The organism is Metapseudomonas resinovorans DSM 21078 (genome assembly GCF_000423545.1).
In the GTDB taxonomy this organism is placed as follows: Bacteria; Pseudomonadota; Gammaproteobacteria; order Pseudomonadales; family Pseudomonadaceae; genus Metapseudomonas; species Metapseudomonas resinovorans.
Genome location: NZ_AUIE01000016.1, coordinates 1 through 23,286, shown reverse-complemented (window position 1 = coordinate 23,286; position 23,286 = coordinate 1). Strand labels below are relative to the sequence as shown.

The 23,286-nt window shown below is 60.9% G+C and carries 19 protein-coding genes and 1 pseudogene; 7 read left to right on the top strand and 13 right to left on the bottom strand.

Annotated elements, in window-relative coordinates; genetic code table 11:
- Positions 1-35: 35 nt before the first annotated feature.
- From G559_RS0114390 to G559_RS0114380, 3 genes are all read right to left on the bottom strand, one after another.
- Positions 36-1,181 (bottom strand): WD40/YVTN/BNR-like repeat-containing protein, encoded by a 1,146-nt coding sequence (locus tag G559_RS0114390; protein ID WP_028628895.1) that lies wholly within the window; start codon positions 1,179-1,181, stop codon positions 36-38.
- Between the two features lie 119 nt (positions 1,182-1,300).
- Positions 1,301-2,668 carry a DUF1329 domain-containing protein gene (locus tag G559_RS0114385; RefSeq protein ID WP_028628894.1) on the bottom strand — a complete coding sequence of 456 codons (1,368 nt, stop codon included), beginning with the start codon at positions 2,666-2,668 and terminating at the stop codon, positions 1,301-1,303.
- Between the two features lie 24 nt (positions 2,669-2,692).
- Positions 2,693-4,363 (bottom strand): DUF1302 domain-containing protein, encoded by a 1,671-nt coding sequence (locus tag G559_RS0114380; RefSeq protein WP_051246675.1) that lies wholly within the window; start codon positions 4,361-4,363, stop codon positions 2,693-2,695.
- Between the two features lie 398 nt (positions 4,364-4,761).
- Between G559_RS0114380 and G559_RS0114375 the strand changes: the two genes are divergently transcribed.
- Both G559_RS0114375 and G559_RS0114370 read left to right on the top strand, forming a co-directional pair.
- Entirely contained in the window at positions 4,762-5,604 is an 843-nt protein-coding gene (locus G559_RS0114375) for an SDR family oxidoreductase (RefSeq protein ID WP_028628892.1), read from the top strand.
- A gap of 43 nt (positions 5,605-5,647) precedes the next feature.
- Entirely contained in the window at positions 5,648-6,196 is a 549-nt protein-coding gene (locus tag G559_RS0114370; RefSeq protein WP_028628891.1) for a glutathione peroxidase, read from the top strand.
- 101 nt (positions 6,197-6,297) lie between these two features.
- On the opposite strand, the gene G559_RS0114365 is transcribed toward G559_RS0114370, so the two are convergent.
- Entirely contained in the window at positions 6,298-7,209 is a 912-nt protein-coding gene (locus G559_RS0114365) for a LysR substrate-binding domain-containing protein (protein ID WP_028628890.1), read from the bottom strand.
- Positions 7,210-7,382: 173 nt separating this feature from the next.
- Here G559_RS0114365 and G559_RS0114360 point away from each other — a divergent pair, with 173 nt between their 5' ends.
- Entirely contained in the window at positions 7,383-8,288 is a 906-nt protein-coding gene (locus G559_RS0114360; protein ID WP_028628889.1) for a helix-turn-helix domain-containing protein, read from the top strand.
- 106 nt (positions 8,289-8,394) lie between these two features.
- Here G559_RS0114360 and G559_RS0114355 read toward each other — a convergent pair whose 3' ends face one another.
- The 8 genes from G559_RS0114355 to G559_RS0114320 all read right to left on the bottom strand — a co-directional run bounded on the left by G559_RS0114355 (position 8,395) and on the right by G559_RS0114320 (position 17,397).
- Complete coding sequence (locus tag G559_RS0114355) at positions 8,395-9,321, bottom strand: quinone oxidoreductase family protein (protein WP_028628888.1); 927 nt, start codon at positions 9,319-9,321, stop codon at positions 8,395-8,397.
- 78 nt (positions 9,322-9,399) lie between these two features.
- The gene (locus G559_RS0114350) at positions 9,400-10,608 is read right to left on the bottom strand and encodes an MFS transporter (RefSeq protein ID WP_245586506.1); all 1,209 of its coding nucleotides are present in this window, start codon (positions 10,606-10,608) and stop codon (positions 9,400-9,402) included.
- 74 nt (positions 10,609-10,682) lie between these two features.
- On the bottom strand, positions 10,683-11,525 hold the full coding sequence (locus G559_RS0114345) for an SDR family NAD(P)-dependent oxidoreductase (RefSeq protein ID WP_028628886.1): 843 nt from the start codon (positions 11,523-11,525) through the stop codon (positions 10,683-10,685).
- Positions 11,526-11,554: 29 nt separating this feature from the next.
- Entirely contained in the window at positions 11,555-12,931 is a 1,377-nt protein-coding gene (locus G559_RS0114340) for a phosphotransferase family protein (RefSeq protein WP_028628885.1), read from the bottom strand.
- 26 nt (positions 12,932-12,957) lie between these two features.
- Positions 12,958-13,404, bottom strand: a complete 447-nt coding sequence (locus G559_RS0114335) for a nuclear transport factor 2 family protein (protein ID WP_028628884.1) — start codon at positions 13,402-13,404, stop codon at positions 12,958-12,960.
- 49 nt (positions 13,405-13,453) lie between these two features.
- Positions 13,454-14,251 carry an SDR family NAD(P)-dependent oxidoreductase gene (locus G559_RS0114330; protein ID WP_028628883.1) on the bottom strand — a complete coding sequence of 266 codons (798 nt, stop codon included), beginning with the start codon at positions 14,249-14,251 and terminating at the stop codon, positions 13,454-13,456.
- A 22-nt stretch (positions 14,252-14,273) separates the two neighbouring features.
- Positions 14,274-15,626 carry a DUF1329 domain-containing protein gene (locus tag G559_RS0114325; RefSeq protein ID WP_028628882.1) on the bottom strand — a complete coding sequence of 451 codons (1,353 nt, stop codon included), beginning with the start codon at positions 15,624-15,626 and terminating at the stop codon, positions 14,274-14,276.
- A gap of 106 nt (positions 15,627-15,732) precedes the next feature.
- Entirely contained in the window at positions 15,733-17,397 is a 1,665-nt protein-coding gene (locus G559_RS0114320; protein WP_028628881.1) for a DUF1302 domain-containing protein, read from the bottom strand.
- A gap of 291 nt (positions 17,398-17,688) precedes the next feature.
- On the opposite strand from G559_RS0114320, the gene G559_RS0114315 reads away from it, so the two are divergent.
- The 4 genes and pseudogenes from G559_RS0114315 (at position 17,689) to folE (ending at position 22,731) form a co-directional block, all read left to right on the top strand.
- Positions 17,689-21,255 (top strand): indolepyruvate ferredoxin oxidoreductase family protein, encoded by a 3,567-nt coding sequence (locus tag G559_RS0114315; RefSeq protein WP_028628880.1) that lies wholly within the window; start codon positions 17,689-17,691, stop codon positions 21,253-21,255.
- 139 nt (positions 21,256-21,394) lie between these two features.
- A pseudogene (locus G559_RS29910) lies at positions 21,395-21,493 on the top strand (acetyl-CoA C-acyltransferase); the annotation flags it as partial.
- A gap of 4 nt (positions 21,494-21,497) precedes the next feature.
- Complete coding sequence (locus tag G559_RS29905) at positions 21,498-22,184, top strand: TetR family transcriptional regulator (protein WP_081668080.1); 687 nt, start codon at positions 21,498-21,500, stop codon at positions 22,182-22,184.
- Positions 22,174-22,731, top strand: a complete 558-nt coding sequence (folE, locus tag G559_RS0114305) for a GTP cyclohydrolase I FolE (RefSeq protein ID WP_028628878.1) — start codon at positions 22,174-22,176, stop codon at positions 22,729-22,731. The genes G559_RS29905 and folE overlap by 11 nt, the downstream gene beginning before the upstream one ends.
- 175 nt (positions 22,732-22,906) lie before the next feature.
- Here the strand turns inward: folE and G559_RS0114300 are convergent.
- Positions 22,907-23,286 (bottom strand): integrase core domain-containing protein (locus tag G559_RS0114300; protein ID WP_028628877.1); only part of this gene is annotated, 380 nt, incomplete at its 5' end.

Below are 23,286 nucleotides of genomic sequence, written 5' to 3'. Positions count from 1 at the left end.
TTCTTCATTCTCTTTGGAGGTCCGCGACGGCAGGCTCACTCTGCGCTGGCGATGTCGACAAGCTTGGCGCCGGAGAACTGAGTCACAACCAACATGCCGGCCTCGCCGGAATAGCTCGCCGCGTAAATTTCACCGATCTCTGGCGACTGCAGCGAGGTGATGCCGAGGTTGCGCTGATTGAGCAACACCATCTGTCCACTCTGGCTGACGACAAGCAACTCACCGCCCAGCTCCACAACATCGACGACGCTGGATTTCAGCCCGGTCTCGATCTTTTGCCAGTGCAGGGCGTTGTCTCGACTGACGAATAAATTGCCGCGCAGGCCATACACCAGCAGCAAGCCTTCGAAGGACCTGACGCCGAAATAGGTTCCTGTGTAGGGGGTTTCCACAGTCACAAATCGCTGTGTCTGGGAATCAAGACGCATCAACAAGCCCTGTTCGCCGCTGACATAGAAGACGCCTTCTCGCTCAGCCAATCCGTACAGGTGCATGCGTCGTTCGTTGGAGGTGCGGTCAACCCAAGGCTCCCAGGTCGCGCCAGCGTCCCGGCTGTGCAAGATCATGCCGAATGCACCGACCACGAAGCCGTTGCCGTTACCATCGAACAGCACATCGAGGAAAGGAGCGGCCAACACATCGGGCGTTGCGGAGGTACTCATCGCGAGATTGATTTCGCGAAGCAGGCCGTCAGCTGCTTGATCGCCTGCATTGGCGCGACGGCCGTACTGGTCTTGCAGCAACGCAAGCACACTGCGTCCATCAAGTTGTACTTTCCAGTTGGTGCCGCCGTCGGTGGTATGTAGCAATACTGAATCGTGACCAACAACCCATCCATTCAGCGCATCGCTGAAACGCACCTGGACCAAATCGCTGGATACCGGACTGGGCATCTGCCGCCAGGACTTGCCACCATCCTCAGAGCGTTGGATAAGACCGCGTGGCCCAACGCTGACCAAGGCTTTGCCAGCTCGGGCAATACCTATCACCGGCGCAGGCAGGCGCGAATCAAAGATCTGCGCAGGCTCCCGTAACGAATCAGCGCCCGAGACTTGCTCAGCAAAGACGGAAACTGGCAGGAGTAGCGAGAACAACAACGCTGCGTTGAACGACCGACGGGGCAATCCCACGATCGCACGACTGAACAGCGAATGAATTACGTCAAGGCCCGGGCTAATCATTGTTTTTATCCTCAACCGCAGGGTGGGACACAGCGGGCGCTCAACAATGCGCCCTTGCAGCCCATTTCAGCTTACCTGCCCACACGGACCTCCCAGTCAGCGCGGGCAAGCAGCAGATATCAGCGCTGGGTTACCCGCGAGACAATCGCTTCCGGGTTCATCTCACGCTCGCTGTATGCCTTGCTGGAGAACCAGTAGCCACCCTTCAAAGCATCGTTAAGCAACGCCCACATCCCCTTGTTGAAGTCATACACAACGTTCTTCACGTTGTAGGGAATATTCTTGTCGTACAGCTGCACACCACTCAGGAAGATCGAACGATACAGCGCACCGCTCTTGTCCCAGGCGTCATACAGGCCGATGCCAAAAGTGTCTTCGTCCAGGTAGTAGGTGCGTTTGCTGTAGACGTGACGTTGACCCGGTTTGAGTGTGGCCTCGACCACCCAGACACGGTGCAGCTCCCAACGCTCGCAAGCTGGATTGGCGTGACTCTTTTGGAACTGCTCGTCCTGCTTGCAATCGAAGTAAAACTTGTAGGCGTTGTAGGGGATGTACATTTCCTTACGGCCAACCAGCTTGTAGTCGAAGCGGGATTGGCTACCGGAGAACATCTGGAGTTCGTCGAACAGAGTCACGCCACCCTGGCTGGCAACCGGGGTATCGAACGCGAACTCTGGAGCCAACTTGACCCGGCGTTGACCCGGGGTGTAGCTGAAGGAGCGTCGCGGCTTGGACATCGGGTCGAGGTAGTCATTCAAAACGATGACTTCTCCGGAGCGCCGCGCAGGAAAGTTGTTCAGAGAGAACACGCGGGCATACATCAGCGGATCGCGATCAGACAGACTGACCTGGTAGTACGGGGTTTCCTCGAAGGTCGCCTGCTCCGCAGTCTTGGTTACCTGACCATTGCTGTCGATCACCCAACTGTTGGACGACTTGGTGGTGGAGTAACCGGGCCCGATTTTGTACCGCAGCTGCTGATTCCAGATCACCTCGTTACCATTCTTGGGGATCGGGAACGGCAAGCCGCCACGACAGGCTGGATCAACCGCCAGGCCGTCCTTCTGAATCTGGCAACCGGTAGCGTTGCGCAGAGTAGCCTCCACCACTTCCTGTGGATAGGCAGTGGTGCGGTGGCTCGGATAGACATCCATGTACCAGGTATCCGGGTTCTTCTTCAGCAACGCTTTCTGACCTTCACTTAGCTTGTCAGCGTACTGATCGGCATTCTTCGCATCGATCCGGAACAGGGGCTTCTCGTCCTTGAACGGATCAACCCAGAATCCGCTGTCCGGCTTGAAACCGGGCGGAGCCTGGCGGAGGCCGCCTTCGTAGGCAGGAATCGTCCCGTCTGCATTGCCGGCCTGGATAGCTCCCCAAGGCGTCAGCGATTTACCCAGTTCGGCAGCTTCTTCCGGACTGACCGCAGCAAAAGCACATACAGACAGTCCACTTAAGGCAAGGCTCAAAGCGAGTTGGAGTTTCATAGCCAGTCTCCGCTCTTGGAATTATTAAAAGGAGGTTTTGTAAGTGAAGGTCAGCCAGCCACGGTCTGTCCCTCCGACGTTGCCATTGCCGTTGACCATCCTGTCCCCGTTGGCATTGAGCACATTTTTCTCCTGTGCAGAAGTATCGGCGTAGCGCACGGTGAACTCATGCTCCTGCCGATAGGTCATCTTGGCTCCGACAGACCAAGAGAGAGCACCCTCGGCACCTCCACCAGCGCTCGCCGCGTTGCCATCCAGGCCGTAGTTCACGGTGAAGGGCACATCCAGAGTCCATGACGGCAGAATTTCCACGTACTGCGGCGTGTAATTCACGGCAATGGCGTAGTAATCACGAGTCGAGCATCCATCGGACTTGTTGCCGGATCCAGGAATTCTGGGGGTTCGGAGATCGGTACAGCCGGCAAAGCCCTCGCCCTTGTACAGTTCTTCGTGGGAGGTCACTTTGTCCAAGTGGCTGTACGCGAACTCAGCCACCAGAGTGGCGTTGTCCGAAATGAAGTTGCGCGGTACGCCATATACAGCGTTCGCCACAAAATGAATGGTGTCACCACGCGGGCCTTCGTTATCCAGAAGGCTCACACCCGTGGCATTGAGCGCACCGTCCTTTCGATACGAAAGCTCTGCCCCAACTGCGACAGTGGCAATGGCCCTGGAGAAGCTCAGGCCATACAGCTTCACGTCACGGGGATAGACCAGCCGGTACTCACGCGAAGCCAAGTTGATCTGAGGGGAAAGCCAAGGTTGATAATCGTCGAACTGGCGATAGTAAGCCCCGAATGTTGTCTCAATGGACTCCACGTTCAGCTTGGCCATAAGGCCCCAGTTCTCGCCATCCCGGCCGCGTTTCGACGATACGTGATTGAGATTGAAGCCCGGAGCGGCCGGCAGTCGGTCAGGCCCCTCGAAGAAAGGGTCAGCAGCGCCGAAAAAGGTCCCCCCGTAAGGAAAACGAGTGTTATCCCACTCATAAAAATACTGGGCAGCAACAGACAACGAATCGGTCACCTGGGCTTTGGCGGAAACCTGACCGATCGGCAGGAAGACTTCCTTGGTCTCGATACCAGGACTGGTAACGGCCTTAACCCCATCCGTCGGCGCCTGCGAATAGGAAACTGCGTGGGCCCCAAACAGCAGGCCTTCACCCCAGAACACTGCGTGGCGACCCGCCTTCAGGTTAACGGGAGTCGCCCCGAGGCTGAAGTTGGTCCAGAGAAACGCATCGAGGATCTCGCCAGAAGGGCCGTTGGTGTAGCGTTCCACCTCAGAGCTGTAACGATCCTGGTTGTAGCTAGTTGAGAAGCCGCGAACGTTACTTTCCACAGAAGGGCTGTGATAGGCGTCGTCATACCAGCCGGCGGCGCTGACACGTCCGCCGAAATCCTGGCGATAGGACAAGTCGAGCTCGGTCAACACATCGAGGCGATTGGTAACAATGTCGCCCTTGTCGAACTTCCCGTCGGACTCATCGAAGTTCGGGTTGTTCATGATCTTCTTGTCCTGATCCTCCATTCGGAAGCCCAGGTTGTAGCGCACCGTATTGTCCCACCGCAGGCGCAGATCCGGATTTCCGACATCGAATTCCATCGCTGCGATACCGCTACTGCAGGCCATGACCACGAGAGCCAGACTGCTGCGTACAAACGGCCCATCGCCCAGCTGTTTCATCACATTCATTTGAGGTCCTTTTATTTTTATTTTCAGTTACTTAAAAGGGAAACCCACTCCATTCCGGACCAGGCACGCCCAAGGAATAGATCGACCATCTGCACAGGAACCGAGAAACCGTTCGGTTTTGCGTGAAGCCTAGACTATCCGATAAACCCCACCAATTCCAGATACAGATTGCCATTCCATATACAGAATCGTTACTACCCTCCCCGTCCTTGTGCGCTTCTGCTTGGGTAGGCATGCACCCAAGCTGATGCGCGGCTCGACAAATTAAACACATTGCTGTTTTATGTTCAACACAAGCTTTGCCATGGCGATCGGGGGCGGCCAGCTTAGTGCCCGTGCCAAACCCGCATCAGCACTGCCGTTGGGGTGGCGACCCCGTCTACTAGCAAGGAGAACGTATGAACATTGACCTCAGTGGAAAGCGAGTAATCGTAACTGGCGCTTCACGAGGCATCGGTCGAGCAATCGCTCAGGCTTTTGCTGCAGAAGGTGCGAGAGTGGCCATTTGCGCCCGGAGCGAAGACGCAATATCAGCGGTGGGAAAGTCCCTCAAAGACTTCGCATTGGACGTCATCGCGCGCGCCGTTGACGTAACGGACACCGCCAGGGTGAAAAGCTTCGTCGACGAAGTGGTAGAAGCCTGGGGTGGCGTCGATGTGCTCGTGAACAATGCAGGCCAAGGCAAGGGTGGCAACCTTGATACATTGACGCCTGAGGACATTCTTGCTCACGCCAATATCCTGCAGATGGGCCACTTCCGCTTCGTCCAGGCGGTGGTCCCACACATGCGCACGCAGCGCTGGGGCAGGATCATCGAAATCAACGCCCTCGCCGGCAGCATCCCCACCCCGGACGGAATTCCTTCGGTAATCAACCGCGCTTCCTGCATCGCCCTCTCACGCTCGCTGGGCATGTCCCTGGCCAGGGACAACATCCTGGTCAATAGCCTGAACATGGGTTGGATCGACACCGGACAGTGGGACCGCCACTACAAGGAGATGCCCCCAGGCGTGAGCCGCGAGGAGTTCAACGAGATGGTGCTCAAGGTGGTGCCGCTCGGCCGCTTCGGCAAGCCCGAAGACATCGCCGGCATGGCCCTGTTCCTGGCCAGTGAGTACGCCAGCTTCATCAGCGCCGCTTCCATTGACATCAGCGGCGGAATGGGCGGGCAGATTGCCTATTTCCCGACCCTCAAGCGCGATTTCGCGGAAGCCGCTCGCAAGCGCATCGAAAACGCTTGAGAGGGCCCCTCCCTTTTTCCCTAACCGCAAGGAGCAGAACGGCATGACCCAGACGATCTACGATATCCCGCTCAAGACCATCGAAGGCGCGTCCCTGACGCTCGACCGCTTCAAGGGCAAGGTGCTCCTGGTGGTGAACGTCGCCTCCAAGTGCGGGCTCACCCCGCAGTACGAGGGCTTGGAGAAGCTCTACGAGGACAAGCGTGAAGCCGGGCTTGAGGTACTAGGCTTCCCGGCCAACGACTTCAGGGAGCAGGAGCCGGGCAGCGACGAGGAGATCAAGGCGTTCTGCAGCCTGAACTACGCCGTCCAGTTTCCCCTGTTCTCCAAGATCACGGTGACTGGCGACGACCGCCACCCGCTTTATCGGCTGCTGACCGAGGCGCAACCCCACACCATCGGCGAAGGCCCGATGCGCGAGCGCCTCAAGAGTTACGGCATAGTGTCCACGTCAGCACTGGCGGTGCTGTGGAACTTCGAGAAGTTCCTGGTCAGCCGTAACGGGCAGGTGATCGGTCGCTTCGCCCCGGACGTGGCGGCGGACGATCCCCGCCTGCTCCAGGCCATCGAAGCCGAACTGGAGAAGCACTAGGGGCATCCCGGGGAGCGCGCTACGCGCTCCTATTCGGCTAAGGCTTCACCTACTGATAGGCCCTGCCGACATCGTGGCCAAGATTGAAACGCCGACGGCCCCTAGGAAGCGCAGGCCATGATCAGGAATTGCCGGAACGCTTGGGCGGGCTCCGACAGGCTTGCGCCGGGGCGCCAGATCAGTCCGAGCTCCATGGGCGGTATGGCGTCGGCCAGTGGACGCGCCTCGATCTTCTTGCCTTCCAGAGACCAGGCACGGTAGAGCATGTCGGAGAGAATGGTGACGCCGAAACCGTGGGCCACCAGGCCGCGCAGGGCCTCCATCGAGGAAGTGCGGAACGCCACGTCCGGCACCAGTCCGCGCGCATCCCAGTATCGGCCGGTGGATACGTCGCCCTCGTCGACCGTCGCCAGGATGTAGGCATGCCTGGCAACATCCTCCAGGGTGACCGAGGTCGCCGTCATCAACGGATGCTGGCTGGCCAGCCAGAGCTGGCGCCGCGATCGGATCAGCACATGGTGCTCGAAACGGGACAGGTCCGGGCTGTTGGAAATAATCGCCAGTCCCAGGTCGAGTCGGCCATCCGCCACCGCCGCCTCGATGGTCTCGCGATCCATATCGATCAGGTCGATCTCCACCTGCGGGTAGCTGCGCTTGAAGCGCGCCAGCAGAGAAGGCAGGAAGTAGCCGAGCACTGTATACGAGGCGCCGACCCGCACCTCGCCCTGCATTACATGCCTTAGGAACAGCGGTTCACTCAAGGCATCCTGCAGAGTGTCGAGGATGTGCCGTGCGTGCTGGGCGAACTTGTGCCCCTCGGCGGTCAGCGCCACACCATAGGGCAGGCGCTCGAACAGGCTGACACCCAGGCTCTCCTCCAGTTGCAGGACCGCCGCGGTGATCGCCGACTGTGAAACATGCACCTTGAGCGCAGCCTGGGAGAACTGGCCGGCATCCGCCGCCGCCACGAAGTAGCGAAGCTGACGCATGGAAATGTCTTTGCCTTTCGCCATCTGCTTTCCTAATACCTGCCTCTTGTTTTTATGAATCGCCTTCGCGATCGTGCTGGGTAAACTCAGGTGTTCGTGGCGATTCCTGTCAACGGCGTATCGGCAATCGGGATGCCCAGCGGTTTCGCGACCGTTCGAATTTCAGCACCAAGAACAAGAATTGCTGAAGGTTGAAAATGAACGCGATCAATTATTGCGAGTACGAGTCTGAACACTCGGGCGACTTTCTAACCGAAGCCTCGCTCAGCAAGAAAGGTTTCGACGTCCGGCTGGAACACGCCCAGTGGTCCAGTGCGGGAACAGCACTGATCGAGACCCGGAAAAGCTGTCTGGTACGCATGCTGCTCACGCCGTCCGGCCTCGAGTGCAACGACGTATCGCATAATCTCGGCAGCTTCCGCGGACACGCCACACATCGATTTAAGCCACTTGGCCAACTTCTGTTCATTCCTCATGGTACTGAATTCCACCTCAAACATGGCGCCTGCCAGCAAAAGGCGCTGATCTGCCTGTTCGATCCGACGGACCTCGGCCCCCTGGCGGCCTATCACTGGGACTGGGATGGCCACACCGACGAGAACATGCTGAACCTGCAGAGCCTGTACCTGCAGAGCACCCTGCAACGCCTGGCGGAAGAAGTCGCCGCACCGGGATTCGCCAGCGAGTTGCATACCGAATGCCTACTGACCAGCATCGCCCTGGAGCTGCGCCGGGAATTCCTCGGCAACCGGAACGACGACGAGGACACCAATAAACTCGGCCCCCGCCAACTCAATCTGCTGCGGGAGATATTGGAGGCCGACCCGAACGAGGACACTTCCCTGCACCGGCTGGCCGATGCCTGCGCCCTGTCGGCGAGAAAGCTGTCGACCCGTTTTCGGAACACCACCGGCAAGACCCTGCGCCGCTACGCGGCGGAAATCCGGATCAGGAAAGCTATCGCGCTGCTCGCCGACCAGCATCTGCTGATCAAGCAGGTCGCCTATGCCGCCGGCTTCCAGAACGCCGCAGCCTTCACGGCGGCCTTTCGTAAGGAGGTCGGGCTGACGCCGGAGGAGTTCCGTCGTCAGCGCAGCAGTTGACGTCCCTCCTGACACGTCAAGTAATCGTTCGGCTTCGGCCTCAGTGTACAAAAGTCTTCGCCGCCGAAGCCGGGGTAAGCGGCGGTAAGTCCCCCATCAATCCGGTTCAGCTTCTGATGCCTGCCGTGATCTTCGCGTGCGGGCCGGACACCTGGGCGGCCCAGGCTTCAGCGGCCTGGGCCAGGGTGTAATCCAGATAGTCGACCTGGATGTCCTGCTCCTTGGCGATCTTCAGCAGGCGCCGCCAGATCTGCTCGCGCTCTGCCGGTGGGCGCTGGCCGGTACCGATGCAGGACAACGAGCGGAAGAGCAGGTCGGCGATGTCCAGGTTGACCTGCCGTCCCGCCCCGGTGCCGATGGTCATGATCCGCGCGCCCCAGTTGGTGGCCTTCAGCGCGGTGAGCATCGGCTGGCCGCAGACCAGATCGAGGACCACGTCGAAGCCGCCACCAGCGGCGTCCTTCAGTGCGGCTACGTCGTCGGCGCCGCCCAGGGTCACCACCTCGTCGACGATGCCGCGCGACTTCAAGCTTATCAGCGCTTCAGCTGAGCGCGCCGCGCCCACCACCTTGCCAGCGCCCATATTGCGCGCCAGTTGCAGGGCGATTTGGCCGAGGGTGCCGGTGGCGCCGAGGATCAACACCTTCTCGCCCTTCTGGATTGCAGCCTTCTCCAGCGGCACGATGGCCCCGGTGGCGGCGATGCCCATGCTGATAGCGGTCTTGTCGTCCACCTCGTCCGGCACCTCCCACACCTCGGCGGCGGGCACCAGAGTACGCTCGGCCCAGGCTCCGAACGGCGCGACCGAGCGCTCGCCAAAATATACGCGGCGGCCGTCGGGCGCGCGGCCCACGCCTTCGCCACGGATCACGCAGGGATACTCCACGCCCAGACGATAGGCGCCCAGCACATCCCAGCCGCCGAGGCCGGCGGTGTCCACGTCGATCAGTACCGCGCCGTCCTGCGGCTCGGGTTCACGGAAATCGCCCACCACCGGCGGGGCATTGCGTTCGGAAATCACAGCAGCGCGCATACGGCCTCCATCTTGTTGTTCTATGCATGAATTCGGAAGTCATTTAATTGAACACATTTTTATTATTTGTCCAGTATTTTATCCATGCGCCACTGCCTCCCCCTGCCTGAACAGCGGGTAGCCGCCCAGCGTTAGCAGCAGCAGCGGGCCGGCCAGGAAGCAGACGAAGCAGAAGCCGAGCATGCCGGCATAGCCGCCGCTGATCTCGAACAACTGGCCGAACAGCAATGGCGCGGCGGCGGCACCGGCGGTGACCAGTCCCAAGTGCACGCCGAACAGACGACCGTAATCACGCATGCCGAAATAGCGCGCGATGAGGAACGCGGCAATATCGAACTCGGCACCGGCGCCGATGCCCACCAGTAGCGTGGCGACGGTGAACCACAGCAGCCCGGGTTCGGCGTAGGCGAAGATCAGGCAGGCGAACGCCGGCATCAGCAGCGCCAAGGCAGAGACCCCTGGAGCCCACAGCCGGTCGATCAGATAGCCCACTACCAGGCGGCCAAGGATCAATGAAATGCCGAAGCTGCTGAACACATGGCCGGCCTGGGTGGCGCTCAGGCCACGGTCCTGCAGCAGCGGCACGATGTTGGTGACCATGCCGACCACGCAGGCCACTACCAGGGTCATGGACAGGTTGCAGACCCAGAAGCGCCAGGAGCGCAGCGCATCCCTCAGCATAATGCCCGGCAACCTCCGCACGGTCTCGCTCACCGGTGCCGCAACCCGGCGCGTCGCCGCCACGGGCTCCAGCCAGCGCAGCGCCAGCGGCAGGGCGAAGAGCACCGGCAGTAGGCCGAGCGCGATAAAGCCGGCCTGCCAGCCCCAGCGTGTGACCGCCCAGGTGGTGATCAGCGGCAGGGCTATAGCCGCGAGGCCCGAGCCGCTGAGGATGATGGCCAGAGCCAGCCCACGATTCTCCTCGAACCACAGGTTGACCAGGTGCGACCAGGTGATCTGCAGTGTGCCCACGCCAGCCAACGGCACCAGGAAGAATCCCAGGTAGAGCGTCCAGATCGAGCCGCCGATGCGAGTCAGCATAAAGACACTCAGGGCCAGTGCGACCAGCGACACCAACGTGACGGCGCGCAGGCCATAGCGCAGGTTGAGCCAGCCGGCCAGTTGCGCACCAACGATAGTGCCCAGCGACAGGGCGGTAATGGCCGCCTGAAGGTCGCTGCGCGCCCAGCCCATGGCCCTCTCCAGCGGAATGGCCATGGAGCCGAAGCTATACAGCAGCAACGAGCTGGAACTGGTGGCTACTCCGACGATGGCCAGGATTAGCACGTGCCAGCCTCGCTTGAATTCCGCGTTTTTGAAACCCTTCCTATTCAAGTCTTATTGCTCCCGTAATGAGTGCGTCAGTCGTTTCCGATGAAAACGCCCGCCTCGGCGCTCCGGGCGATCACGTGGTCGCGCCGCGCGGTGCCAGGTGGCTGTCCGAAATCGGTTATGTCGGCGTCTTGCGGGTGGATAAGGGTCGGCCCGTTGGGCAGTTCCTGTATGGCCAAGGCGACGATTTCCGCAGCCTGGGGCAAAGTCATGCTTAGGGCATCGGGGATGTTCAGCCTGACCATCGTTTCACGCATCGTTGGGGTGTCCACTGTACCGATGAGCAGATTTAGCACGTCGATGCCGCGATCCTTCCACTCGGCCCACAGTGACTCGCCGAGATTCATCGCGAATCCTTTGGTGGCGCTGTATATGGCCAGCTTACGTATGCCACCCAAGGCCGCCTGCGACCCCACCAGGATCATGCCGCCGCGACCACGTGCAAGCATCCTTTCGCCGAAGGCGTGGCAGCACGCCATTGGTGTGAAAGCATTGAGATGCAGCAACGAGCTCCAACGCTCCACCGGGGTATCGAGGAAACGGGTAAGGAAGGAGTCGCCGCCGGCGTTGTAGACGAACAGGCCGATCTCGCGATCCGCCACAGCGGCAAGCAGCCTGTCCGCCGCATCGGCATGGGACAGGTCCTGGCTGACCGCCAGTACCTCGACGCCGTGGCGTGCGACCAGTTCCAGGCGCAGGGTGTCCAGGGCGTCCTGACGCCGCGCCACCAGCACGCAATTCAGGCCGAGCGCCGCCAACTGGTGGGCGAACGCCGCCCCCACCCCGTGCGATGCCCCGGCGATTAGCGCCCAGGGGCCGTACTTCCGTTTGAACGCCAGCGCGTCGCCGGCCTGTTGCAGTCGTTCCGACATGAGTCTTCCTCGTCTGGTCGAAGGGGCCGTCAGTGCGGCTCGATGGGTGGCAGGTCGATATGGCTGGCCGACACGCCGATGGCAGTACTGCCAAATACCTGGACACGGCGTTCGATCTGCGCCATGAACAGACGCAGCAAACGCTCGTCGTACTCAGGCCCGGCATCCCGGGCGAAGACCTCCAGAGCGGCGTCAATCTGCCCGTGATCCTCGAAGCGCTGCCCCAGTAGCTCCTCGGCGTCCTCTCGCTCCAGGCGCCGCAGCTCAACCTCCATGGCATCGGCGCGACAAAGGTACTCGACCAGCTTGAGCGCGGCGGCGCGCCTGGACTTCTGGAAGTCGTCGCTCACCTCGATCTGCCCGACCGCGTCCTCGAGCATCGTCAGCAACCGTGTGTTCGGCCCCGCTTCGATGAGCACCAGCGGCGGCGCCTCGATCGCAACACCCATCGCTTCGGCAAGCGCATGTGCGACGACGCGGCGCAGGGCGAGGTCGAACTCGATGTAAGTGTCGTGCGGATCGCCCGGCCGCGGAGTGGCAACGGTGGCGGAAAATTGCATGGTGCTGACGGTGGAGAACAGCACCGTGTGGTAACGCACGACATCAGGATCGGCTGGCTCGCCGGTGACCTCTTGGTAATAGCGGTACAGCTCGCTGAAGGTCTCTCCCAGCGGTTCGTAGTTGTCGCGCATTCGGGCCGAGGCGAGATCCGCCAGCGGGTCGCCGATCATGGCGAACTCGAAGTCGTAGAGCGCGTTTACCTGGCCGTTCTCGAAGAGGTACTGGCCGGAGTCGTACTGCACGAAACCTGCTCTAGTGCGATGCCGAGGTACGTTGCGGCGCAGCCAGCCGAGGGCGAACTCGGCCAGCGGCTGCGGCCGGGTCTTGTTGCGCAGGTACAGCGGGTAATAGGCCTCCAGCCCGGCTAGGGTGATTTCGTCGGCGCCCTGCGGCAAGCGGATGCCCTGTGCCACGAAAGGCTCCAAGGGCAACCGGTGCATGGCAGCCATAGCGCGCACGTACTGGCGAGCCAGTGAACGTCGCTCCTCGTCATTGGCCGCGGCGGAGAGGTCCCGCGTCCCGAGCACCCGTTCCATGACGATGGCCGACGGGTCCTCGCAGAAGCCATGGATATGCGGTACCGGAATGCCGTGCTCGCCGAGCAACCTGAGAATGTCAGCCTCGCGGCGCAGTTCCGGGAACGGACTGACATCGCCACCGCGTTCGCCGCGGATGTGCAGCCGGAGGACCTCCTCTCCACGGCGCACGTCCAGGTTCCAGGCCGGCCGCCAGCGCGGCAGCCGCTCCATGACCGTCACGTGCCCGCCAGTGAGCTGCTCGACAAAGGTTCGCAGCTTCTGTTCGATGAGCGCTCCAGCGCTTTCTTGCGTGTCTAGCGATTGCATCGACTTCTCCAGATTTTATCCATCACTCAGCGTGTCGGTTCATCAAGTGCCGGGCCACCGACCTGGTCGACCTCCACCCCCTTTTTCTTCGCCAGGTCAGCGGTATCCAGGTACTCGCGCCAGGCCTTGATCAGGCCCTGCTCGTCAAGCTCGTAGACCGCTACCATCGAATGCGGCATCGGCTTGCCACTTGACACCGCGTAGTCGTCGCGCTCGGTCATCACCAGCATGTCAGAGGAAACGATGTGTCTAATGGTGCAGAGGTTGTGGCTGGTGTAGGCCATCTGCCGTTCGATCTCCCGGCGCAGCGCGGCGCGTCCACGGATGACCGGACCGCCCGGCACCCAGAGCTGCCAGACGGCATCCTCGGCCAGCATGGAGACGATCTTGTCGACCTGCGGTCGCGACTGTTCGCTGCCGTCACCCCAAGCAGCACAGAATTTGCGGATGAAATCTTCTTGTCGTAAGCCCATTGGAAAGTTCCAGGTTCGTTCGGCGCGAGCACCGGGCCCGCGCCGGGGTTCAGAGATAGGCGCGCACCACTGGCACCATCGGCGTGGTACAGCTCATGCCGCCATCGACGCGCAACAGCGCGCCGTTTACGTAGCGGGATTCGTCCGAGGCGAGGTACAGCGCCATACCGGCGATGTCCTCCGGTTCGCCGAGGCGTGGGACGTTCTGGATGTCGAGGAAAGCCGCCTGCATAGCCGAGTTGGCCCAGCTCTCCATCGCCGGGGTGCGGATCACACCTGGGAGAATCGCGTTGCAGCGCACACCGCGTTTGCCGAAGGTCGCGGCGATGCTCTGCACGTACCAGTTCAGCGCCGCCTTCGAAGCACCGTAGCTGAACTGGGCGACCTCGCCGGCAATCGAGCTGGTTGACGAGGTAAAGATGATCGACCCGCCTCCTTGCTCCAGCATTTGCGGCAGGGCGTGCTTGCAGGCCAGCACGCCGCCGAGCACGTTGACCCGCATGTTGGCGTGGAACAGCTCCTCGTTGAAGTCGAGGAAGTCCACGTCGCGCACGGTTGCCGGGTTCTTGTTGACGGCGTTGTTGAACAGCACGTCAATGCGCCCAAAAGCCTTCAGCGTGCTGACGATCATTTGTCGCAACTCATCCTCCACGCCGACATTGACCCTCAGCGCAATGGCGCGACCACCAGCCTCGACGATACTTTGGGCGACCGTCTCCGCCGCACTTTCATGGAGGTCGGTCACTACCACCCGAGCGCCCTGCTCGGCGAACATCCAGGCCGTGGCCCGGCCGATGCCGCTGCCGGCCCCGGTGAGCACGGCCACTTTCCCTTCCAAACGTTGCATGAGTCAGTTCTCCTCAGGGGGATCAGCGGGTCTGCCCGCCTGCGATGGTCTGCGGATTGGCTTCGCGCTCAACGACCGGTACCGCGCGGTAACGGGTCGGGCCGTTGCCGAACATGCCGTACTGGTCGCGTGTGAAGTCGTACAGCGAGTAGGAGTCCTGCTGCGGGTTATTCGGCGTGCCGTACGCCTGAATGTTGTACTGCGCGCCGGCGCGGAACATCGCACCACTGTCGTCCCAGGCGTCGTACAACGCGGCGCCGAAAGTGTCCTCGTCGATGTAATAGCGACGCTTCTTCTGCGCGTGGCGAACGCCCTCCTTGCGCGTGGCCTCGACCATCCAGACGCGGTGCAGCTCCCAGCGCTCGCAGGCCGGATTGATGTGCTTCTCCATCAGCTTGGTGTCCATGTCGCATTTCCACTTCAGGTCGTAACTGCTGTAGGGGATGAACATCTCCTTCTTGCCCAGCAGCTTCCAGTCGAAACGGTCCATCTTCCCGGAGAAGAGAAAAATCTCATCGTAAAACGACACCCCGCCGAACGCCGAGTTAGGCGTGTCGTAAGCGAACTCCGGAGCCTTGCGCACGCGGCGCTGCCCGGTCGAGTAGCTCCAGGCGTAACGCGCGTTATCCACCGGGTCGAGGTAGTCCCAGTAGCCGGAGGCCTGCCCGGCCGTGCGTGCCGGGGCGACGATGCGCGACCAGATGCGCTGGGCGATCTTAGGATCTCGCCCGGACACTTCGAGCTGGTAGAAAGGTTTTTCGCCGGTGGAGCGGTTGGTGTTAGTCAGGGTCGCATGCCCCTGGTTAACCACGTAGGCGCTGTGGTTCCAGTCCCAGCCGTTCACCCCCTGGTAGTTGAGGATGTAATTCCACATCACTTGCCGGCCATCCTTGGGTATTGGGAACGGCAAACCGCCGCGACAAGCCTCGCTAATGGACAACCCGTCGTTCGTGGCCTTGCAATCGGGGTTGTTGGCGTTGCGCTGGGTCGCCGCAAGGAAATTCTCCGGAAATGCGGCGGTACGGTGAGTCGGGTAGATATCCATGAAATAGGTATCCGGATACTGCTTGAGCAGCTTCATCTGTCCCGCGGATAGCTGTTCGGCATACTGATCAGCATTGGCCGCAGTGATCCGCAGTCGAGGCCGCTCACCCTCGAACGGGTTGGGCCAACTGCCGTCACCGGGTTGCAATCCTGCCGGCACCTTGAGGCCCCCGTCATAGGGTGGGATGGTGCCCTCCGCGTTTCCGGCGGCAATGGCACCAAAACGCGTCAGCTTGCCACCGAGATCGCTTGGCAAATCTCCGCCTTCGGCCAGAGCCGGGCCGGCCAGAACGATGGCAAGCAGCCCCGTCGTGTAGATGTTCGGTTGCATGGAAATCTCCAGTCATGGTCTTGGGAAACACTTGGCGGGCGCGCCGCGCGTCTTCGTCGCAAGCGCAGTGCCGTGGTGTCGCACCGGCCGCGAAGCCGGCAACGGATCAGAACGCGGTGCTCAGGGTTAACGAGATCCAGTTGCGATCGGACAGCCCGATGTCGCCGGCACCGCCGACCACCGTCTTGCCCACGCTGGGGATGTCGGCGTATTTGCGAGGGCTGCCGTAGCCGATGTAGGCCAGGGTCACGTCATAACGCTCATCCAGCGTGCCCTTGATGCCGATCTTGTAGCTGTACTTACCCTCGCTGCCGCCGCCGGTGGCGGCATTGCCCGACACGCCGTAGTCAAAGCTCATGGGCGCGGAGATGTTCCAGCCCGGAAACACTCCCAGCCACTGCGGAGCGAAGCTGAAGGCGGCACCGACATAGTTGCGTGTGGCACAGCCCCACTCTTTGTCCTGGCCCACCGGGCAGCCGGCGTAGCCTTCACCCTTGAACAACTCCTCGCGGTCGGTCACGCGTTGCACGTGGCTGTAGGCCATCTCGGCGATGAAGCTACCGGTGTCGAAGAAGTCGGTGCGTGGAAGCAGCCAGAGGCCGTTGACAACCAGGTGCCAGGTATCGCCACGCGCCCCTTGGTTGTCCACCGAACTGAAATTACTCGAGACCAGCGATGTGTTCTGCCGATAGGACAGGTCCACCCCTATCGAGCCGCCCCCCAGCACCGGCCCGGCCGACCAGCTCAGGCCATAGAGCCTGACGTTGTCGGCATACACGTAGCGGGCGAAGTTGCGACCCACCTGCAGACCCCATGGGTTGTAGTCGTCGAACTCGCGGTAGTACAGGCCGATATCGGAGTGCAGGAAATCGAGGCTGTAGGTGCCCATCACCCCCCAATTGCCGCCGTCGCCCGGAGTCAGCGGATCGATCAGAGGCCGCACGATGCCTGGTGCGACCGGCAACTGGTTCGGTCCTTCCAGGGCAATGTCGGCCGAGGCCAGGTAGGTGCCGCCTTCCGGCGCGCGAGTGGTGTCCCATTCGAAGAAGTACTGGGCGGCGACCGACAGCTTATCGGTCACCTGCGCCTGGGCTGAGAGCTGGGTCAGCGGCAGGAATATCTCGCGCGTCTCAGTGCCGGGGTTACTCACCGCCTTGCGACCATCGAGCGGAGCCTGCGAGTAGGAAATGGCGTGGCCGGCGATTAGCAACCCGCTGCCCCAGTAGACCGTGTGCCGACCGGCGCGCAGGCTGACTGGTACGTCACCGAGGTTGAAACGGGTGAAGGCGAAGGCATCCAGCAGTTCGCCGCTGACGCCCCGGTGATAACGCTTGGTGAAACCGGAGTACTCGCCACCCCGGTAGCTCGGCGTGCTCGGCCCCGGAAAGGCGCCGGGGTAGAAGACGTTGCCCTCGGCGGTCTCCACGTCGCCATCCGCATAGGCTTGGTCGTACCAGGCCGCGGCACTGACACGGAGGCCGTGGTACTGCTGGTAGGCCAGTTCGAACTCACTCATCAGGTCGAGGCGGTTAGTCACAACGTCGCCACGGTCGAACCTGGAGTCGGACTCGTCATAGGTGGCGTTGTTGGCCAGCGCACGCTCCCGCTCCTCGGCCCGTACCCCCAGGTTGTAGCGCAGCGTGTTGTCCCAGCGCAGGCTCAGGTCTGGATTATCGGTCCCGAACTCCTTCGCCTGGAGCAGACCACCACAGGCCAAAGCCGCCGCCACGCCAATCGCCAGATTGCTTCCGATCCGGTTGGCACTCGACATCAGAAATCTCCGTCTTGCTCGTTGTTGTTGTTTTCAGCCGGCCCTCTCGGTGGGGCCGCAGTACGAGTAGACGGAAGGACGGAGGCGGAAACAACGAATCGGGCTATCGCCGAAATGCAGAAGGCTATCGCCGAAATGCACGGGGCGGATTAACCAGGTATCTGATTAACAGATACCTAAGACTACTTTTTATCACTTAACGATATCTGAACATTAACCGACAATATGTTCAAAACCAGAATGCGACGCCCACAGGCTGACCGCATCAATTAGAACAATTGGAGGTTAGCCATGAACCCATCGCCCTCGCTGGAAGACAAGTACATCCAGCAGACCGGGAAAGCCCTGATGACCGGCATCCAGGCGCTGGTGCGCCTGCCCCTGGTACAGCGCCAGCGCGACCTCGCCAACGGTCTCAACACGGCCGGCTTCATCTCCGGCTACCGCGGTTCGCCGCTGGGCGGCTTCGACCAGGCGCTGTGGAAGGCCCGCGACCACCTCAAGCAGCAACACGTCATGTTTCAACCGGGGGTCAACGAGGACCTCGCGGCCACCTCGCTGTGGGGGACCCAGCAGGTCAACCTGTTCCCCGGTGCCAAGTACGACGGCGTGTTCGGCATGTGGTACGGCAAGGGCCCCGGCGTGGACCGCTGCGGCGACGTTTTCCGCCACGCCAACGCCGCCGGCACCTCCAGGTTTGGCGGTGTGCTGGCCATCGCCGGCGACGACCACGGCGCCCGCTCCTCCTCGCTACCGCACCAGACTGAGCACATCTTCAAGGCCGTGATGATGCCCGTACTGGCGCCGTCCGGCGTGCAGGAATACCTCGACTATGGCCTGCACGGCTTCGCCATGTCGCGCTACTCCGGTTGCTGGGTAGCGCTCAAGGCGGTGGCCGACACCGTGGAAAGCGCGGCCATTGTCGATCTCGACATCAATCGCGTGCAGCCGGTCATTCCCGATTTCGAACTACCGGAAGGCGGCCTCAGCATCCGGTGGCCTGACCCACCGCTAGCGCAGGAGCAGCGCCTGCTGGAGCACAAGCTGTACGCCGCCGCCGCCTATGCCCGCGCCAACGGTCTGAACCGCGTGACTCTCGACTCGCGCAATGCGCGCATCGGCATCATCACCTCCGGCAAGTCCTACCTAGATGTCTGCCAGGCGCTGGACATGCTCGGCATCGACCAGGAGATGGCCGAACGAATCGGCATGCGGGTGTACAAGGTCGGCATGGTCTGGCCGCTGGAAGCTGAGGGCGTGCGCCAGTTCGCTGAAGGGCTGGAGGAGATCGTGGTGGTAGAGGAAAAGCGCCACATGATCGAGTATCAGCTCAAGGAGGAACTCTACAACTGGCGCGAAGACGTGCGCCCGCGCATCGTCGGCAAGTTCGATGACAAGGGGGAGTGGAGCCTGCCGCACACCGACTGGCTACTGCCCGCAATCAACGACCTGACCCCGACGCAGATCGCCCGCGCCCTGGCCAAGCGCATCCTGCACCTGCATCCGCACGAGCAGCTGCAGGTACGACTGGGGATGCTGGAGGCCCAGCTCGGCTGCAAGCAGCAGTTCAGCAACCTGATGGACCGCGTGCCGCACTACTGCTCCGGCTGCCCGCACAATACCTCCACCAAGGTGCCGGAAGGCAGCCGCGCGCTAGCCGGCATCGGCTGCCACTACATGGCCGCCTGGATCTACCCGCGGACCGAAACCTTCAGCCAGATGGGTGGCGAAGGTGTGGCCTGGGTCGGCCAGGCGCCATTCACCGAAACCCGCCACGTGTTCGCCAATCTCGGCGACGGCACCTACTTCCACTCCGGCCTGCTGGCCATCCGCGCGGCCGTAGCGGCCAAGGTGCCGATCACCTACAAGATCCTCTACAACGATGCGGTGGCGATGACCGGCGGTCAGCCGGTGGACGGCAGCCTGACCGTGTCGCAGATTTCCCGCCAGCTCGCCGCCGAAGGCGTGCAGCGCATCGTGGTGGTCAGCGACGACCCGGACAGGTACCGGGATGTGCACGACCTGGCGCCCGGCGTGCCCGTCCTGCGCCGCGACCAGATTGAGGAGGTGCAGAAGGAGCTGCGCGAGTTTCCCGGCGTGTCGGCAATCATCTACGACCAGACCTGCGCCGCCGAGAAGCGCCGCCGCCGCAAGCGCGGCAAGTTTCCCGACCCGGCACGCCGAGTCGTAATCAACGAAGCCGTCTGCGAAGGCTGCGGCGACTGCAGCAGCAAATCCAACTGCATGTCCGTGGTCGCGGTAGAAACAGAGTTCGGCCGCAAACGCGAGATAGACCAGTCATCCTGCAACAAGGATTTCACTTGTCTGTCCGGCTTTTGCCCGAGTTTCGTCACAGTCGAAGGCGGTAACCTGCGCAAACCCACGGCTATGGCAGAACACACAGAGGACCGATGGGATCTTCCAGCCCCTCGTCCTATGAGTCTGGATGAGCCTTACAGCATCCTGGTTACCGGCGTAGGCGGCACCGGGGTGGTCACCATCGGCGCCCTCCTCGGTATGGCGGCTTTTATCGAGGGCAAAGGTGCGCTGAACCTTGATATGGCCGGCATGGCGCAAAAAGGCGGCGCGGTCTGGTCACATATCCGCATCGCCGCGCACCAGGATCAACTGTTCGCTCCACGCATCGCAGAAGGTGAGGCCAGTTTGTTGCTGGGCTGCGATCTGGTAGTCAGCGCCAATACCGAGACTCTCGCCAAAGTCCGCCAGGGTGCCACCTATGCGCTGATCAATAGCGAGGAAAGCATTACCAGTGCATTTATCCGAACCTTCGCGCAGCAAGCCGAAAGCGGTGACCTAACGGCCCATCCTGACCCACAATTTCGTAGCCAAGGCATGGCCTCACAGATCCGGGAGGCTGTCGGTGACAGCCACGCCACCTTTATCGATGCCAGCGATATTGCGACAGCGCTAATGGGCGATTCGATTGCGACCAACACCTTTATGCTCGGCTATGCCTATCAAAAGGGTTGGCTGCCGGTGGGTGAAGCTGCATTGCTTGAAGCCATCAAACTTAATGGTACCGCCGTGGCGTTCAACCGCAGTGCCTTCACCTGGGGGCGTCGCGCCGCGGTGGACCTGCAACGCGTACGAAGCAATCTTGAAGCAGGGAAGGTGGTCAGCCCTGACAGGCAAATATCCCAGAGTCTGGATGAAGCCGTTGCGCGGCGCGTCGAGTATCTCACGGCGTACCAAAACGCAGAGTACGGCAATCGCTACCTGAGTCGTGTCGAACAGTTCAGCGCTGCGGAACGCACTTTGTCGGGCAAGCCCGGCGAGCTGACCGAAGCGGTGGCCCGATACTATTTCAAGGTCTTGGCGATCAAAGACGAATATGAAGTCGCTCGTCTGTTCACTCACGGCGAGTTCCTCAAGAAGATCGAGGCAACCTTCGAGGGCGATTACAACCTGCGCTTTCATCTTGCCCCGCCGCTGCTCAACAAAGCGGGCCCCGGTGTCGAGCCGGCCAAGCGCAGTTACGGTCCCTGGATGCTCAAAGGCTTCAAGCTGCTTGCCAAGCTGAAGGGCATACGCAACACGTGGCTCGACCCGTTCGCCTACACCCATGAGCGCAAGGTCGAACGCGAGTGGCTACGTAACTACGAGCAAATCCTTGAGGAACTGCTGTCCGGGCTCACGCCTGACAAGCTCGACACTGCCGTGCAGTTGGCCAAGCTACCAGATGCCGTACGTGGCTATGGCGCAGTCAAGGAGCGCTATCTGGCGCACGCCCAACAACAGCAAACGCGCTTGTTGGAGCAGTGGCATGGCACTCCCCCGCAATTCCATGATGCAGGCCAGGCCGACAAGGTGGTGCGCATACATGCGGCCCAGCTTTGATTAGGCCCCATCCTAGTGAGTTTTCTGCCCCCCGTTTGGCAGACCGTGGCTCCGACTCAAAAGGTTATAGAGCCACGTCTTTTATTCAGAGGTGATCATGCAAGAGGTCGTAATAGTAGCCGCCACCCGCACTTCTGCCCTGATTCACTTATTACTCAAGCACGACGCCAGGAAAGGACTCGCGACATTGTGCATCGGCGGCGGTCAAGGTGTTGCACTAGCGCTGGAAAGGAGCTGAACAAATGCTTCCGGCCTCAGCTTACTCGATCACTCGGTCGCCAGGGCATTGCATGGAAAGTCCTTCGTCGAGCCAGCTCCTCCGTCAAGTCGCGTTGGAAATGTTCGTCGAACGCAGTTTCGACGCGGTAAGCCTGCGCCAGTTGGCCACCGCAATAGGTATGCAAGTCGGCTCGCTGTACAACCATATGGACAGCAAGCGTTCACTGCTTTTCGAACTAATTGAAGAGTATGAGGCGGACCTGCTCGACACAGTGCTCGATGAAAGCCTGACTATCCAGCATCCAATCCAGCGCCTCGAAGCCTTCGTGCGCGCGCACATCGAGTTCAACCTGCAGCATCGACAACATCACGATCTGGCACGTCGGGAGCTTCGCAGTCTGACAGGTGAACAACAGCTGAGCATTCATTCGCTGCGGCGACAGCAAAAACAGTGTTTACAGAACATTTTGCAGCAAGGTATCGCAGAGCAACTGTTTCAGCCATTCCCCCCGGAAATAGCCGCACAAGCGATCTTTTCCATGCTTGAAGGGGCAACTACCAGCAGCCAGCCCGATGTAGTCTCACTGTTCAGCTGCATGGTTGCCAATGCAATGGGAATGAAAACTCAACCTGCACGCCAAGGAACAACACAATCTAGTGCTCCCCCGAGCCAGGGGGGGCGCTGCAATAGGAATAACCATGAAAGATAAGATGGCGGAACATTTCCGAGAGATCATTATTGACCTGGGTGAAGACCCCAACCGCGAAGGTCTGCTGGATACGCCCAAACGCGCCGCAAAAGCCATGAGCTATTTATGCCAAGGCTATGCGCTTTCGCTAGAGGACGTAGTCTCGGGCGCCCTTTTTGCGTCGGATACCGATGAAATGGTAATCGTGCGCGACATCGAATTGTATTCGCTATGCGAGCACCACCTGCTGCCCTTTATCGGTAAGGCGCATGTAGCTTACATGCCTACAGGGAAGGTCCTTGGCCTCTCGAAAGTCGCACGAATCGTAGATCTGTTCGCCCGTCGTCTGCAAATTCAAGAGGACCTCACCAAGCAAATCGCCAACGCAGTACACAGCATCACTCAAGCCGCAGGCGTCGCAGTAGTAATCGAAGCAAAACACATGTGCATGATGATGCGCGGAGTTGAAAAGCAGAACTCGGTGATGACCACGTCGGTGATGCTCGGAGCATTCCGCGAGTCCGCCAACTCTCGCCAGGAGTTTCTTCAGCTCATAAGGCGCAAATAAACTCCTACCTGGCGTCTCGCCTCAACGACGAGTTTGCACCCTCCCCTCCGCGTACATAAATATGCTCGGCATCATCTTAGTAGTTCATGAGGTACTTGCTAGAGCGATTCCCCTCAGGTATTGCCTGAGCGAAGCGTGAATCGCCCCGGGTTCTGTGGAGGCCGTTTCGTTTAAGTCAGGCCACCATGGCCTGACCTGCTTGTTGCTGGTGGAAGTTTGCCTCAGCCTCCGCGGGCGGGATATATCCGATTGAGCTCAGCAAGCGTTGGTGGTTGTACCAGTGCACCCATTTCAAAGTCGCCATCTCAACAGCTTCGCGGCTCTTCCATGATTGACGGTAAATCAGCTCGGCCTTGTACAGCCCGTTGATGGTTTCGGCCAAGGCGTTGTCGTAGCTATCGCCCTTGCTGCCAACTGAGGGCTCAATGCCGGCCTCTGCCAGCCGCTCGGTGTAGCGAATAGAGACGTACTGGCTGCCACGGTCGCTGTGATGAATCAGTCCACCGGCACGGTGTGGCTGGCGGGCATACAGGGCTTGCTCCAGGGCATCCAGTA

Coding starts and splice junctions, on each gene's coding strand:
- G559_RS0114355 (WP_028628888.1), bottom strand. CDS start 9,321: ATGCGCGCTGCTGTGATTTCCGAACGCAATGCCCCGCCGGTGGTGGGC.
- G559_RS0114365 (WP_028628890.1), bottom strand. CDS start 7,209: ATGGCGAAAGGCAAAGACATTTCCATGCGTCAGCTTCGCTACTTCGTG.
- folE (WP_028628878.1), top strand. CDS start 22,174: ATGAAAGATAAGATGGCGGAACATTTCCGAGAGATCATTATTGACCTG.
- G559_RS0114385 (WP_028628894.1), bottom strand. CDS start 2,668: ATGAAACTCCAACTCGCTTTGAGCCTTGCCTTAAGTGGACTGTCTGTA.
- G559_RS0114340 (WP_028628885.1), bottom strand. CDS start 12,931: ATGCAATCGCTAGACACGCAAGAAAGCGCTGGAGCGCTCATCGAACAG.
- G559_RS0114380 (WP_051246675.1), bottom strand. CDS start 4,363: ATGAATGTGATGAAACAGCTGGGCGATGGGCCGTTTGTACGCAGCAGT.
- G559_RS0114345 (WP_028628886.1), bottom strand. CDS start 11,525: ATGTCGGAACGACTGCAACAGGCCGGCGACGCGCTGGCGTTCAAACGG.
- G559_RS29905 (WP_081668080.1), top strand. CDS start 21,498: ATGCTTCCGGCCTCAGCTTACTCGATCACTCGGTCGCCAGGGCATTGC.
- G559_RS0114325 (WP_028628882.1), bottom strand. CDS start 15,626: ATGCAACCGAACATCTACACGACGGGGCTGCTTGCCATCGTTCTGGCC.
- G559_RS0114370 (WP_028628891.1), top strand. CDS start 5,648: ATGACCCAGACGATCTACGATATCCCGCTCAAGACCATCGAAGGCGCG.
- G559_RS0114315 (WP_028628880.1), top strand. CDS start 17,689: ATGAACCCATCGCCCTCGCTGGAAGACAAGTACATCCAGCAGACCGGG.
- G559_RS0114360 (WP_028628889.1), top strand. CDS start 7,383: ATGAACGCGATCAATTATTGCGAGTACGAGTCTGAACACTCGGGCGAC.
- G559_RS0114375 (WP_028628892.1), top strand. CDS start 4,762: ATGAACATTGACCTCAGTGGAAAGCGAGTAATCGTAACTGGCGCTTCA.
- G559_RS0114330 (WP_028628883.1), bottom strand. CDS start 14,251: ATGCAACGTTTGGAAGGGAAAGTGGCCGTGCTCACCGGGGCCGGCAGC.
- G559_RS0114320 (WP_028628881.1), bottom strand. CDS start 17,397: ATGTCGAGTGCCAACCGGATCGGAAGCAATCTGGCGATTGGCGTGGCG.
- G559_RS0114335 (WP_028628884.1), bottom strand. CDS start 13,404: ATGGGCTTACGACAAGAAGATTTCATCCGCAAATTCTGTGCTGCTTGG.
- G559_RS0114390 (WP_028628895.1), bottom strand. CDS start 1,181: ATGATTAGCCCGGGCCTTGACGTAATTCATTCGCTGTTCAGTCGTGCG.